Below are 15,077 nucleotides of genomic sequence, written 5' to 3'. Positions count from 1 at the left end.
AATTACCTATTGAATGAGAAATGAAATCAGACCAAAACGCTGGAATGAAATAAAGACAAATGACTCTTGGGCGATCTTTAAGATTATGGGAGAATTTGTAAATGGCTTTGAAAAATTAAGTCGTATTGGGCCTTGTGTTTCAATTTTTGGAAGCGCACGTACAAAGCCAGATATGAAATATTACAAACTGGCTGAGAACATTGCAAAAAAGATCGTAGAAGGCGGTTATGGTGTGATCACTGGTGGTGGCCCTGGTATTATGGAAGCTGGTAATAAAGGTGCTCACCTTGCCGGCGGGACTTCAGTAGGACTTAACATTGACCTTCCTTTTGAACAACATGACAATCCTTATATAGACAGCGATAAAAGTCTAGATTTTGACTATTTCTTTGTGCGCAAAGTAATGTTTGTAAAGTATTCTCAAGGTTTTGTTGTGCTTCCTGGAGGCTTCGGGACGCTTGATGAATTGTTTGAAGCGGTAACACTTATCCAAACACATAAGATCGATAAATTCCCTATTATTCTTGTGGGAACAGATTTCTGGAAAGATCTTCTTGCGTGGATAAAAAATACGCTTCTAGATTCTTTTCAAAATATAAGTGATGGCGATATTGATCTACTTTATCTTGTAGACACAGAAGATGAAGTACTTGACGCGCTTAATGACTTTTATTCTAAGTATCAGCTAAGCCCTAATTTTTAATTTGGCTTTAAGCCAAAAAACCATCTAAGTTATTTTTACGTTTAGGTATAGAAATTGCTAGTTCTAAATACCGCACCAAAAAATCAAATCGTTAGCAATAAAGAAGAATTAAAAAACCCATCACACCCTTGAGCAAACCTTTGCCCCTGGTTTTAATCGTACTATTTTGCATTCCTGTTATGCTTTTTGGTCAGCAGTCAATCACTATTAATGGTAGCATTGACCCTGAAACCAGAACCATAAAAATGGGAGAAGATGTTGTTTTTACAAACACATCACAAGACAAGCTTAGCGAAATATATTTTAACGACTGGGCTAATAGTTTTAGCGAGAAGCGCACAGAACTGGGTAAACGATTTGAGGCAAACTATGATCGCAGCTTTCACCTTGCTAAAGAACGTGTGCGTGGAAACACCTTTATAGAGCGCGTTACAAATGAAACGTATGACGATCTTAAGTTTGACAGGCCAGATGGTATTGCAGATGTTTTGCGTGTTACACTTAGAAAACCGCTACTTCCCGGACAAAGCGTTAAAGTGCGCCTTTTTGCACAAGTTAAACTTCCAGATAGCAAATTCACGGGGTATGGCGCGCTAAACAATGGTGATTATAATTTACGTTTTTGGTATTTGTCGCCTGCTGTTTATGATGGCAAATGGAATTATTACAGCAACAAAGACTTAGATGATCTTTATGCACTGGCGACAGATTTTGACATCACATTATCTGTGCCTAAGGAGTATGAAGTGATCACAGAATTAGACAAGCGCAACAACGGCACTTCTTATGTTAGTGATCACCATATAATTTCGCTCAATGGCGAAAAAAGAACAAATGCGACCATTTATCTACGTCAAATCTCAAATTTTGAAAGTGTAACCACAGATAATCTTGAGGTTGTAACAAACATTGTAGATAGCAAAGTTTCGCAAATTAACCGAGTGCTGATCATTGACAAGATCACCTCCTATCTCAATGAAGAATTAGGTAATTATCCTTTTGATAAACTGCTTATCTCTCAGCTGGATTACAAGGAAAATCCGGTGTATGGGTTAAATCAATTGCCTGATTTCTTGAGCCCGTTTCCTGATGATTTTCTTTACGAACTTAAGATCTTAAAAACTACGATCAACGATTATGTAGACAATGCGCTGATCTATAATCCGCGTGATGATCGCTGGGTTGCAGATGCCATTAAGATCAATTTGATGATGCGCTACATGGATGAATTTTATCCTAAGGCTAAAGTTCTAGGTAATCTTACGAGGTTTTGGGTAGTGCGTCAATTCAATCTTTCTAAGGTTGAGTTTAACGATCAGTACCCGCTGCTTTATCTGCACATGGCGCGATTAAATCTTGATCAGCCGCTTACGCAGCCGTACGACAGTTTGATAAAATTCAATAAAAACATCGGGAATCCTTATAAAGGTGGCGCTGGTTTAAAATATCTTGAGGATTATGTAGACGGCGATGTTGTGAACAACACCATTAAAGAATACTACGCAGACAATGTACTAAAACCCACAAGCTCTTCGAAGTTTGAAGAAATGCTGCGTGAGAATATTTCGCTTAAAGCGAAAAAAAATGCGACGCCACAAAATCTAGACTGGTTTTTTAATGAATACATCAATACCAGGCAGAAGATCGATTACAAATTTAATGAGGTAAAAGAACGAGGAGATTCTATTTATCTCACGATAAAAAACAAGCGAGAAACGGCTTTTCCTATTCCGGTTTATGGGATGAAAAAAGATAGTATCGTCTCAAAAAAGTGGATCAACGGTTTTAAAAAAGATACTACGATCGCTATCGCTTCACAAGGCGTAGATCGCGTTGCGCTTAACGCAGAAGGCATCGTGCCAGAATATAATAGAAGGGATAATTATAAGAAAGTTCATCCATTTTTATTTAAAAAACCTATACAGTTTAAACTGCTTCAGGATATTGAAGATCCATCTAAAGATCAGGTGTTTTTTATGCCCATTGTGGAATATAACTATTATGACGGTGTGCAGCTGGGGATCAATATGTATAACAAAACGGTGCTGACAAAGGCTTTTAATTACAGTATTGAGCCTATTTACGGTTTTAAATCTGGTAATTTTTCTGGAGGTGGCGGTTTACGCTACACACAAAATATTGAAGAAGGAAATTTGTATGCTATACGCTATGGTTTTGGCGGTTCTTCTTCTTCTTACGCGCCAGATGCATATTACAGGAAGTTCACGCCTTATATCACCTTTGGTTTTAGAACAGACGATTATCGCAGTGATAAAAGACAGTTTCTTAGCATCAGTAGCATAAATGTTTCACGAGATGAAAGTAATCTGATCGTGAATGATGATCCTAATTATAGCGTCTTCAACGTTAATTATGAGAACCGAAATCCTGGTGTGATAAAATCTTTAAACTGGTCTACAAACTTTCAATTAGCGCAGAAGTTTAGTAAAATAAGCATGACAGCTCGTTATAGAAAGCTCTTCTTAAATAATCGTTATTTGGATTTACGCTTGTATGCCGGTAGCTTTATTTTTAACGACAGTCGTTCTGAAGGAGACTATTTTAGCTTTGCGCTAGACAGACCTACAGATTACCTTTTTAATTATAATTATTATGGTAGATCTGAAAATAGCGGGATCTTTAGTCAGCAATTAATCCTTGCTGAAGGTGGTTTTAAATCAAAACTAGACACTCCTTTTGCAAACCAGTGGATCGCTACAGTTAACGCCAGCACAACCATTTGGAATTTTCTTCACGCTTATGGCGATATAGGTTTTGTGCATAATAAGCAGTTGCCTACAGAGTTTGTTTACGACAGTGGAATTCGCGCTAGTTTAGTGGAAGATTATTTTGAACTTTTCTTTCCTGTCTATTCTTCAAATGGTTGGGAGATCGCTCAACCTGATTATGATCAAAAGATTAGGTTTATCGTGACCCTTGATCTTAGAACTTTACTCGGTCTTTTTACAAGAAAGTGGTATTAGATCTTTTGGCTGTAGCCAAATTACCAACTCCATAGTTTTTTGTGGATTTTTTAAATTATAATTAGTAAAACCGTTTTTAAATACAAAATCCTTAATAAATCTGTTTTTTATTAAAATTTTGACATCACTCTAACGTTTTAGATATTGTACGGTATGTGCCTTTTTTTTATTTTTGCAGCATAATGAAAATTTCATAATGGCTATTAAAACTGAATCACAGAGTGACTTGACTTTTGAAGAATTCAAAAAAACTGTAATCGACGATTACAAAGCAGCGGTCACAAGTAGAGAATGTAGTTTGCTAGGTAGAAGAGAGGTTTTAACTGGTAAAGCTAAATTTGGAATTTTTGGCGATGGTAAAGAAGTTCCTCAACTTGCCATGGCCAGAGCCTTTAAAAAGGGAGACTGGCGCTCTGGTTACTATCGTGATCAGACGTTTATGATGGCGCTAGATCTACTTAATGTAGAAAACTTCTTTGCAGGTCTTTATGCACATACCAGTATAGATCATGATCCTATGAGTGCTGGTAGACAGATGGGCGGTCACTTTATGACGCACAGCATTAATGAAGACAACTCGTGGAATAACTTCACACAACAATATAACAGTAGTGCAGATATCTCTTGTACTGCAGGACAAATGCCTAGACTTGTGGGTCTGGCAGAAGCTTCTAAGCTTTTTAGAAAATTAAATATCCAAGACGAAGCATTATCTAACGGTGGTAATGAAGTTGCTTGGGGAACTATAGGAAACGCAAGTACCAGCGAAGGTATGTTCTTTGAATCTATCAACGCTGCGGGTGTGCTTCAAATACCTATGGTGATCTCTGTGTGGGATGATGATTACGGTATTTCTGTACCAAGTAAATATCAAACCACAAAAGAAAATATTAGCGAGATCCTTTCAGGGTTTCAGCGCAATGAAGAAGAAAAAGGATTTGAAATTTTACGTGTAAAGGGATGGGATTATCCTGCGCTTATATCCACTTTTGAACAAGCTGGTAAAGTCGCAAGAAATGAGCATGTACCGGTTATTATACACGTTACCGAACTTACACAGCCGCAAGGTCACAGTACTTCTGGATCGCACGAGCGTTACAAAAGTCAAGACAGATTAGCGTGGGAAAAAGAATTTGATTGCAATCTCAAAATGAGAGAATGGATGATCGCAAATCAAATCGCCACTGATGAAGAGCTTGTAGATCTTGAGAAGAAGATCAAACGTAAGGTTCGTGAAGGTAAAACAAACGCATGGCAGTCTTTTATCAACCCGATAAAGAAAGATAAAACTGAGATCCTAGACATTATCGATGCTGTAGTGAAGCAAAGTGCTAATGCAAGTTTTATAAAGCCATTGCGAGATACGCTAGCTTCAGAAAAAGAGCCACTAAAGCATGATCTGCTTACTGTTGCTCGTAAGACTTTGCGATTTATAGTAAAAGAAAATTTCGCCGCTAAGGCAGACCTACAAAACTGGATTAACACCTATACAAAGGACAATCAGCCTAACTTTAGTTCACATCTTTATAATGAGGGTGAAAACAGAGCTACCAATATCGCTGAAGTATTACCAGAATATGATGGTGACACTCCTGTAGATGGAAGAGTTATTTTAAGAGATAACTTTGAAAAGATCTTTGAAACCAATGACAAAACGCTAGTTTTTGGTGAAGATTCAGGAAATATTGGTGACGTAAATCAAGGATTAGAAGGTTTACAGAAAAAATTCGGGAAACTGCGCGTTGCCGATGCTGGTATTAGAGAAACTACGATCATTGGTCAAGGTATTGGTCTTGCCATGCGTGGCTTCCGCCCTATCGCAGAGATCCAGTATTTAGATTACATATTCTATGCGATCGCTACGCTTACAGATGATCTTGCAACATTGCGTTACAGATCTGCTGGTAAACAAACTGCTCCGCTTATTGTAAGAACTCGTGGACACAGATTAGAAGGTATTTGGCATAGTGGTAGCCAGATGGGTGCTTTGATCCATCTATTGAGAGGTATGTACATTCTTGTACCTCGCAACATGACTAAGGCTGCTGGTTTTTATAACACTCTTTTAGAAAGTGATGAACCAGCACTTGTGATCGAAAGCTTGAATGGCTATCGCCTTAAAGAGAATATGCCAAAAAATCTTGGCACATTCAAAACACCAATAGGTAAAGTTGAAACCGTAAAAGAAGGAACTGATATTACAGTTGTTTCTTATGGTAGCACATTAAGATTAGTAGAAGAAGCTGCAAAAGAACTTCTTGCGGTAGGCATTAATGCAGAAGTTATAGATGCTCAATCTCTATTGCCTTTTGACATACATCACGACACGGTAGAAAGCGTTAAGAAAACTAACCGACTTTTAGTGGTTGATGAAGATGTTCCTGGTGGTGCTTCGGCTTACATTTTAGGAAAGATCACAGAAGAACAAGGAGCTTACAAATATCTTGATAGCGCACCACAAACTTTAACGGCAAAGCAACACAGACCAGCATTTGGTTCTGATGGAGATTATTTCTCAAAACCATCTACAGAAGATATTTTTGAGAAGATCTACAGCATTATTCATGAAGCTAAGCCAAAGGAGTTTCCGGCGCTTTACTAGTAGCGTTTAGCACTTTATATCTGGATTTACATCGGGAGTTTAAACTTTTGATCTATCAACGGGTCAAAATATTTACGAAATCTGACGGAAAACGCAACATTTGGTATGATTTTCCCGTCTCTTTTTCTAAATTGGCTGCCCCATGAGAAGAGCACTTACATTCCTTTTATTTTTTACATTTTCACTTGCTGCGCTTGCGCAAAATCAAGATGATGAAGACCGCTACATAATAGAAGGAACTGTCGTGAATTCTAAAGACGATCAGATTCTTGACAACGTTAACATCATAAACCTTAACACCGTTAAAGGAACCATTAGTGAAGACGATGGTAAATTTCAACTTCGCGCTAAGGTTAACGACACGCTATATTTCTCATTTTTAGGTTTCAAAACACTACAAGTTCGCGTTACGAATGACTGGAAGAAATTTGGTGACGTTAAAGTAAAAATGACAGAAGTAGGCATCGCGCTAGAAGAGGTTGTGGTTAAAGAGGTAGAACTTACTGGCTATCTAGAGATCGATGCGATGAATGTGCCGGTATTTAAGAACGTGCGTTACAGCATTTCTGGGCTTTCTAGCGGTTATGAGGCCGGCGACAGTCAACCTAGCGCCATTAATAAAGTCCTAAGTTCTGTATTTAATCCCGCAGATTTTCTCTATAATATTTTTGGTAAGCGACCGCAACAAATGCGCAAATTGCGCAAGATCAAAGAAGACGATAAGATCAGAGAACTCCTAAGTCAAAAAGTAGATCGTGAAACGCTAGCGGCTTTACTGCAAGTTACCACCGTTGATATTGAAGAGATTCTTAGACGCTGTGACTATTCAGAGAGTTTTGTTCGCACTGCTAACGATCTTCAAATTCTTGATGCTATCAGTAGCTGTTATGAAGAATACAGAGCTATAAACAGAGATCGCAAATAAGTTTTTTTCGCTTTAAGCGAAAAGGACTTCTACCCTATTTCTCCAACTTTTGTTTTAAGTTCTGAAGGCCTTCTTCAAAGTCTTTGCCTATCATTTTGTCCATATTCATGAACAGCATGAAAATGCTAGATGGAAATTTGTTCTCACCATCAAAACCCCAAGTGACTTCGGTTTGAGCATCTTCTTTAGGTTCTACAACCATAAAGGCATTGCTTGTGCTTTTCCAAGGTTTTAAGAAGCGCAACTCAGATTCTATGCGTTTACCCTCAAAGATCTCTGTGATCTCTTGCTCGCCGCTTCCTACGTCTTTATTTCCATCCCATTTTGAGACAAAACCCACTTCGCCATCTACACCAGTAAATGTCTTTATCATATCTGGATCTTTTTTACTCCACGGCGACCAATCATCCTGATTTTTGAGATATTTTAAATATTCAAAAACTTCGTGAGAAGGCTTTTTTACTATTATACTACGACTTACGTGATAAGTTTTTGGGGCAAGAAGAGCCAAAATAAAAACAATGACTACTAGGGCAAGAATTACATATAAGAATATCATAGATAGAGGATTAAGATATTCTAAATATAATGAAATTTAAGACGCGTTGTATCGCTCCATAACTTGTTTAAGACTTTTGATGTTGTCTTTAGTCCACTGTAATTGCAGCGCTTTCAGTTCATCTTCCTTTAATTTCCAATCGATATCAGAATCTTTCAGGCGATGCATCAAATCTTGAATTATTATTGCCGCAGAGACTGATATATTTAGACTTTGGGTGAACCCAAAAGTAGGAATGTAGATATAATCGTCAGCTTTGTCTATTACATTTTGGCTTAAGCCAATGGATTCTTTACCGAAAAACAAAGCAGCTGGTTGTGTGATATCAAAATCTGCCAAAGTATGTGCCTCATGATGTGGCGTGGTCGCTACAATGCGATATCCTTTTTCTCTAAGCTCGTCCATCACATTATCTACAGAAGCATGACGGTGAATAGACGTCCACTTCTGAGCGCCCATAGCGATCTCTTTATCTATGCGTTTACCGCTTTTTTCGTCGATGACATGCACATCTTGCACGCCAAAAGCTTCACAGCTACGTATCACAGCGCTAGTATTGTGTAGGTGTCTTAAACCTTCTGTAACCACAGTAAAATGCCTGGTTCTCTGTGAAGAAACCTCAGTGAATTTATCTTTTCGCTCCTGCGTGAGAAAGCTTTGCAAATAGTTTAATAGATCATTGCTCATAACGCGTGAAAATAAAAAAACCTGACCAAATCTGGTCAGGTTTTTAATATAGGGAACTTAAAATTTATTAGTCTGCATTTACACCCACATTACCTTGAGCGATAAGTGTTGCAAGATCTGAAACGCTATTATGCACATTTACATAACCATCAATTGCGATAAGTTGATCATAATTTATTGCATCACCGTTGTTATAAGCAGAGATATTAGTTTTGCTCATTCCGCTAGCGCCTACCACCGAGCTAAGAGTAATAAGGATATCGCCTGGAGCATTTGCTACGCTTCCTGCATGAATATGCGCTGGATGATCGCCTCCTGTAATTGTTCCTGAAAGATCAATTGTAGCAAGAGCCTCACCGTTCACACGCTCTTCAAAAAGAATTGAACCTGAAATACCTGGAACATCTACAGTTCCTAGAGAATATTCTTGAGACTCTCCAGTTAACTCATTCTGACCTATGTCGCCTTGAGCAACTAGAGTTCCAAGATCTGCAGCACTGGCGTGTACATTGATATATCCGTCAAAATCTAATAGATCATCATAAGTAAGAGCATCACCGTCATTAGTAGCCTCAACTTGAGTTTTTGACATCCCTGTAGCTCCAACCACTGAACTTAAAGTCACAGCGATACCACCACCTTCTGCAGCTGTATTTACATGAATATGCGCTGGATGCTCACCATCAGCCGGAGTTCCATCTAACATAAGGGTTACTAATGTAGTTCCATTAACACGCTTAGAGAATTTTGCTTCACCAGAAATACCCTCAACATCTACCGTTCCTAAAGCGTATGCCTTTGTATCACCTGTTAATTCATTTTGTCCTATATCTCCTTGAGCAACTAAAGTTGCAAGATCTGCAGCACTTAAATGCACATTAATGTAACCATCAAAATCTAATAGATCATCATAGGTAAGAGCATCACCATCATTAGTAGCCTCTACTTGAGTATAAGACATACCTGAAGCTCCAACAACAGAATTTAATGTTACAGCAATACCACCACCTTCTGCAGCGGTATTAAAATGAATATGTGCTGGGTGCTCACCATCTGCTGGAGTTCCATCTAACATAAGCGTTACCAAGGTTGTACCATTTACACGTTTAGAGAACATTGCTTGTCCAGAAATATCATCAACAGCAACTGATCCTAATGCATAAGCCTTTGTATCTCCAGTTAACTCATTTTGACCTATGTCTCCTTGAGCAACTAATGTAGCTAGATCTGCAGCACTAGCGTGTACATTAATATAACCGTCAAAGCTTAAAAGATCATCATAAGTTAAAGCGTCTCCTCCTGTTGTAGCTTCTACTTGAGTATAAGACATACCAGTAACGCCAGCCACTGCATTAAGAGAAACTGCAATATCACCACCTTCTGCTGCTGTGTTAAAATGTATATGTGCAGGATGCTCACCATCATCTGGCGTACCATCTAGCATAAGAGTAACTAAAGTTGAGCCATCTACTCGTTTAGAAAAAGTAGCAGAACCATCAATACCATCTACCGCTTTTGTAAATAAGCTATACATTTTTGTATCACCGGTAAGATCATTTGTACCTATATCTCCTTGAACGATTAACGTTGCAAGATCTGCAGCACTTTGATGCACATTAATATAACCATCAAAACTTATAAGTTCTTCATAGGTAATAGCAGAACCGTTATCAAGACTTGTAATTACTGTTTTACTCATACCGCTTGCATCCACAGGCTCTAGAGACATTGCAATTTCTCCACCTTCAGCTGCGCTATTAACATGAATGTGAGCTGGATGACCACCACTAACATCTCCGTTAAGAGATAAAGTTACTGTTGAACTACCGTCTGTATTTTTTTCTACAGTTGCTGTACCTGTTACATTTGAATCAAAGTTGGTAGAAAGATCAAATGACATACTCTCGCCGGTACCCATCGGGCCGTCATCTGTCATCATAATATTATCATCATCATTACTACACCCTACTAAGAGAGGAATCATAATTAAAAAGTAAATAATTTTTTTCATAATTGTGTTTTAAAAGATTAATCGTCATTGGTCGACGTTATTGATAATTACGACGATATTTACATCACAGTTTTAAATATTTTGTTAAAATTTGATTATAACACTGAGAATATGAAAAAGTTGGTCGTCTTAAGCGGCGCTGGTATGAGTGCAGAAAGTGGTATTAAAACCTTCAGAGATGCTGATGGACTCTGGGAAGGACACGATGTTATGCAAGTTGCTAGTCCTCAAGGATGGGAGGCAGATAATGCCTTCGTTCTTGATTTTTACAATCAACGTAGAAAACAGTTACTCACTGTAAAACCTAACGCAGCACATTTGGCTATAGCCAAATTAGAAAACCTCTTTAATACAACTGTAATTACCCAAAACATTGATGATCTACATGAACGGGCAGGAAGTAATAACGTGCTTCATCTACACGGCGAACTACTAAAAGCTAGAAGCACAGTAGATGAATCTCTCGTTATAGATTGGAAAAAAGATATCACGTTTGAAGATCGCTGCTCAAAGAATAGTCAGCTACGGCCGCATGTGGTTTGGTTTGGTGAAGCTGTGCCTATGTTTGAGCCGGCGTTAGAGATCACTGCTCGAGCAGATTTTATCATAATCGTAGGAACTTCTATGCAGGTTTATCCCGCAGCAAGTCTTGTACAATATGCTAAAGAAGATGCTAAGATTTTCTTTGTAGATCCTAATCCTAGCGTGGCACCATCTAAAAATCTTATGGTAATTCCTGAGAAAGCAACCGTTGGGATTCCTATTGTGGTTGAGGAGCTGAAGAAAGTTGCAGTCTAGCAGCCTTTGCCCAATTGATCAACAACTCTTTTTGATCTGCTGTTAGATCTGCATCACCATGCATGAGCGTATAAGATACAAGAGGCATTTCGCCCTCCTCGATCATCTCAATGGTTTCGTCAAGTTTATGGTCTTTGCGCTTAGCATTCCACTGTGACCAGTCTGAAAAATTAAGGTGTCTTTTTCCATCTTTTATATGGCTTGCAAGCCAAAAGTTTACCGGCGCAACATCTGCATACCAAGGATAGATCGTTTGATCACTATGGCAATCATAACAGCTAGCTTTAAGGATCTCTTGAACTTCAGCTGAAGGTTTTGTCTCTGCGATAAATGCATCAAGAGTTTCATAACCGCTCTCATTTCTATCTACAGGTATAAATTGTATTACTACTAATGCGATTAAGGCTAAAACTAAAAATCTCTTGATCCAAATCATATTATCTATATTTATAGTAGAAATTTAAACATTTTATGACACTAGAGGAATTTTGTGATCATATAAATTATTCTGGCAAAGCTCCCGCCGAAAGAAAAAGTATTGCTCAAGATATCATAGATGATCCTGAACTTGTGTCTTATTGTTTCCAACTGATTAAAAATAAACACAGTAAATCTTCTCGAGCAGCGATGCTATTAGAAATGGCTTGCAAAAGGCAACTTTCAATCATTTTTTCATTTCTTGATGATTTTCTTGAAACTATTCCGTTTTTAAAAACGCATGGTGCAAAACGGTCTTTTGCAAAAATGGCCGAACTTCTCTCCTTCTATCACTTCACACAGAAGTCTAAGATCTTTTCGCAACAGCATAAAAAACAACTTACAGAACACGCATTTGACTGGCTGATTAATGATAACAAAACTGCAACACAGGCACATGCAATGACCATTTTGTTACTATTAGGCATGGAAGCAGAATGGATACACACAGAATTAAAAGCATTGATTAACAAAGATATGCATCACAAAAGCGCGGGCTTCCAAGCGCGTGGCAGAAATACCTTAAGGTCTATAGATCAATTTTATAAATCAAAGAATTCAATAAAGATTTGATACTACGGTTGTGCTAAGGTATCTTTGCCATTTTTAAAGCAAAAAGAGCAAAACATGGCAATCTCAGCATTAGAGGCGATCTCACCCATTGACGGAAGATATAACGGTAAAACAAAACAACTTGCAGAGTTTTTTTCTGAAAAAGCACTCATAAAATATCGAGTGATCATCGAGGTTGAATACTTTATCGCGCTTTGCGAATTGCCACTACCTCAACTTGATGGTGTTTCTTCAAGCCTTTTTTCTAGTCTGAGAGATATTTATAAAGAATTTACACTAGAAGATGCACAAGCTATTAAAGACATCGAGAAGGTTACAAACCATGATGTTAAGGCTGTAGAATATTTTATAAAGCAAAAGTTTGACGAACTGGGATTAAGCGAATACAAAGAGTTTATTCACTTTGGGCTTACTTCTCAAGACATTAATAACACAGCGATACCTTTAAGTATTAAAGACGCTGTCGCGAAAGTTTATCTGCCGCAATTGCTTGAGGTGATAGATCATCTTAAACAGCATGCAGACGACTGGAGCAACATCCCAATGCTTGCAAGAACACACGGTCAGCCGGCTTCTCCTACTCGCTTAGGAAAAGAATTAAATGTTTTTATCGTAAGACTTGAAGAGCAAATTAAATTGCTTGAAAGTGTACCACATGCAGCAAAATTTGGAGGAGCAACTGGTAATTACAATGCACACAAGGTTGCATATCCAGATAAAGATTGGAAGGAATTCGGTACAGACTTCGTTGAAAAACGTTTAAAACTGTATCACAGTTTCCCAACTACACAGATAGAGCATTACGATCACATGGCTGCGCTTTTTGACACATTAAAGCGTATCAATAATATTCTTATTGATCTTGACCGTGACATCTGGACGTATATCTCTATGGATTACTTTAAACAAAAGATCAAGGCTGGTGAAGTAGGATCTTCTGCGATGCCGCATAAAGTAAATCCTATTGACTTTGAAAACAGTGAAGGAAACTTAGGTATTGCAAATGCTATTTTTGAGCATCTTGCGGCAAAACTTCCTATCTCAAGATTGCAACGCGACCTTACAGATAGTACAGTCTTAAGAAACGTAGGAGTACCACTAGGTCACACTGTTATTGGACTACAAAGCACAATTAAAGGTCTTAACAAGTTACTGCTTAACGAGGCAAAATTTGCTGAGGATCTAGAGAAAAACTGGGCTGTTGTTGCAGAGGCAATACAAACCATATTAAGAAGAGAAGGTTATCCTAATCCTTATGAAGCGCTTAAAGGTCTTACCAGAACAAACGAAGCGATCACGCAACAAAGCATTGCTGCGTTTATTGATACGCTAGATGTAAGCTCTGAGATCAAAGACGAGCTTAAGGCTATAAGCCCTTCAAGCTACACAGGTATTTAAATGAAGAACAAAGCGGCAAATGTATATCTAACCATAATACTGTTTGGCGCCATTATTATTGCCGGACTAGGTAATCTTTTTCAATACAAGATTACCTGGGTGGCTATTACTATCTACTTTGCTTTTTTATTGCTTAACATCATCCTCACAGATAGACATAACAGCAAGAAAGATCAGGAAACTAAAGAGTAAGCTTGTTCTGCAATTTCTAGCTCTTCGTTAGTTGGGATCACAAGAATTTTCACTTTGCTTTCTGAAGATTGTATCTCTCTAATTTCTTTAGAACGCACAGCATTTTTCTCTTCGTCTAGCACGATACCTAGATAATCCATATCTGCGCAAACCATCTTACGAAGCGTCGAACTGTTCTCTCCTATCCCGGCAGTGAATATCAAAACTTCTATTCCGTTGAGGGCAGAGGCATAAGAACCTATGTATTTTTTAATTCTATACGCGTTCATGGCTAGCGCGATCTTACACGATTCATCACCATTTGCTGCGGCTTCTTCTATATCGCGCAAATCGCTTTTCCCGGTAAGTCCAAGCATTCCACTTTTTTTGTTGAGCAATTCGTTTACCGCTTCTGCAGAATATCCTAATTTATCTATCAAGTAAAAAATAACTGACTGGTCAATGTCGCCACTTCTCGTTCCCATAATAAGGCCATTTACAGGACCAAAACCTAGTGAAGTATCCACACAATCTCCATCTTTTACAGCAGCAGCACTACAACCATTACCTAAATGCAAAGAGATCGCTTTTTTTGGCTTAAAGCCAAAATACTTTGCAGCAGCTTCATTCACATATTTGTGGCTTGTACCATGAAAACCGTATGCTCTAATATTCCACTCATCTAAAAACGAAGGTTCAATCGCATATTGATACGCTTCCTGCGGCATCGTCTGATGAAAAGCAGTGTCAAAAACAGCCACCTGTTTTGCAGCGGTAAAAATCTTCTCAGCAACCTCGATCCCGGTAAAATTCGGTGGATTATGCAAAGGTGCAAGCGAAAAGAGCCTTTTAATATTTGCCTTCACATTATCATCTATCAACATCGTTTCGGTGAATTTACGCCCACCATGCACCACGCGATGTCCCACAACGGCAACATCTTCTACATTCTTGATCACACCATTTTCAGGATCAAGAAGTAGGTTTGAAACCGCATTAAGGGCATCTGTATGATCGTTGATCTGCTTTTTTAAAGAAAGCTCTGCAGATGCAGTTTTGTAATGTACCTCGCTACCTTCAATCCCTATACGCTCTACCATTCCCGAGGCGAGCACGGTTTTTTGAGGCATCTCAAAGAGTTGAAATTTTAATGAAGAACTTCCTGAATTTATAACAAGTGTAAGCATGA

Annotated in this window: 13 protein-coding genes; 8 read left to right on the top strand and 5 right to left on the bottom strand. The window is 38.3% G+C overall.

Going from position 1 to position 15,077, the window contains the following annotated elements; all coding sequences use genetic code 11:
- The first annotated feature begins 13 nt into the window (after window positions 1–13).
- The 4 genes from ACZ5L8_RS04170 (at window position 14) to ACZ5L8_RS04155 (ending at window position 7,214) form a co-directional block, all read left to right on the top strand.
- Window positions 14–703 carry an LOG family protein gene (locus ACZ5L8_RS04170; RefSeq protein WP_462598690.1) on the top strand — a complete coding sequence of 230 codons (690 nt, stop codon included), beginning with the start codon at window positions 14–16 and terminating at the stop codon, window positions 701–703.
- A 128-nt stretch (window positions 704–831) separates the two neighbouring features.
- Window positions 832–3,687, top strand: a complete 2,856-nt coding sequence (locus ACZ5L8_RS04165) for a gluzincin family metallopeptidase (protein WP_464440015.1) — start codon at window positions 832–834, stop codon at window positions 3,685–3,687.
- Between the two features lie 196 nt (window positions 3,688–3,883).
- A complete protein-coding gene (locus tag ACZ5L8_RS04160; protein WP_464440013.1) occupies window positions 3,884–6,289 on the top strand; it encodes an alpha-ketoacid dehydrogenase subunit alpha/beta in 2,406 nt (801 codons plus the stop codon).
- A gap of 142 nt (window positions 6,290–6,431) precedes the next feature.
- A complete protein-coding gene (locus tag ACZ5L8_RS04155) occupies window positions 6,432–7,214 on the top strand; it encodes a carboxypeptidase-like regulatory domain-containing protein (protein ID WP_464440011.1) in 783 nt (260 codons plus the stop codon).
- A 34-nt stretch (window positions 7,215–7,248) separates the two neighbouring features.
- Here ACZ5L8_RS04155 and ACZ5L8_RS04150 read toward each other — a convergent pair whose 3' ends face one another.
- The 3 genes from ACZ5L8_RS04150 to ACZ5L8_RS04140 form a co-directional block, all read right to left on the bottom strand.
- Window positions 7,249–7,773: an SRPBCC family protein gene (locus ACZ5L8_RS04150; protein ID WP_464440009.1), complete on the bottom strand. Its 525-nt coding sequence runs from the start codon at window positions 7,771–7,773 to the stop codon at window positions 7,249–7,251.
- Between the two features lie 36 nt (window positions 7,774–7,809).
- The gene (locus ACZ5L8_RS04145) at window positions 7,810–8,460 is read right to left on the bottom strand and encodes a TrmH family RNA methyltransferase (protein ID WP_464440007.1); all 651 of its coding nucleotides are present in this window, start codon (window positions 8,458–8,460) and stop codon (window positions 7,810–7,812) included.
- Between the two features lie 67 nt (window positions 8,461–8,527).
- The gene (locus tag ACZ5L8_RS04140) at window positions 8,528–10,471 is read right to left on the bottom strand and encodes an autotransporter outer membrane beta-barrel domain-containing protein (RefSeq protein ID WP_464440005.1); all 1,944 of its coding nucleotides are present in this window, start codon (window positions 10,469–10,471) and stop codon (window positions 8,528–8,530) included.
- A gap of 111 nt (window positions 10,472–10,582) precedes the next feature.
- On the opposite strand from ACZ5L8_RS04140, the gene ACZ5L8_RS04135 reads away from it, so the two are divergent.
- Window positions 10,583–11,269: an SIR2 family NAD-dependent protein deacylase gene (locus tag ACZ5L8_RS04135; protein WP_464440003.1), complete on the top strand. Its 687-nt coding sequence runs from the start codon at window positions 10,583–10,585 to the stop codon at window positions 11,267–11,269.
- Here the strand turns inward: ACZ5L8_RS04135 and ACZ5L8_RS04130 are convergent.
- A complete protein-coding gene (locus ACZ5L8_RS04130) occupies window positions 11,232–11,705 on the bottom strand; it encodes a heme-binding domain-containing protein (RefSeq protein WP_464440001.1) in 474 nt (157 codons plus the stop codon). The genes ACZ5L8_RS04135 and ACZ5L8_RS04130 overlap by 38 nt on opposite strands.
- A 35-nt stretch (window positions 11,706–11,740) precedes the next feature.
- Here ACZ5L8_RS04130 and ACZ5L8_RS04125 point away from each other — a divergent pair, with 35 nt between their 5' ends.
- The 3 genes from ACZ5L8_RS04125 to ACZ5L8_RS04115 are packed head-to-tail and all read left to right on the top strand — an operon-like array spanning window position 11,741 to window position 13,909.
- Window positions 11,741–12,319 carry a hypothetical protein gene (locus ACZ5L8_RS04125; RefSeq protein WP_464439999.1) on the top strand — a complete coding sequence of 193 codons (579 nt, stop codon included), beginning with the start codon at window positions 11,741–11,743 and terminating at the stop codon, window positions 12,317–12,319.
- A 54-nt stretch (window positions 12,320–12,373) separates the two neighbouring features.
- Entirely contained in the window at window positions 12,374–13,717 is a 1,344-nt protein-coding gene (gene purB / locus ACZ5L8_RS04120) for an adenylosuccinate lyase (RefSeq protein ID WP_464439997.1), read from the top strand.
- Complete coding sequence (locus ACZ5L8_RS04115) at window positions 13,718–13,909, top strand: hypothetical protein (RefSeq protein ID WP_464439995.1); 192 nt, start codon at window positions 13,718–13,720, stop codon at window positions 13,907–13,909.
- Here ACZ5L8_RS04115 and ACZ5L8_RS04110 read toward each other — a convergent pair.
- A complete protein-coding gene (locus tag ACZ5L8_RS04110; RefSeq protein ID WP_464439993.1) occupies window positions 13,891–15,075 on the bottom strand; it encodes an acetate/propionate family kinase in 1,185 nt (394 codons plus the stop codon). The two genes, ACZ5L8_RS04115 and ACZ5L8_RS04110, sit on opposite strands and share 19 nt — an antisense overlap.
- Window positions 15,076–15,077 lie beyond the last annotated feature (2 nt).

Source organism: Leeuwenhoekiella obamensis, from assembly GCF_055391795.1.
The sequence above is the reverse complement of the archived record's forward strand: the minus strand, read 5'-3'. Positions and strand labels throughout refer to the sequence as shown.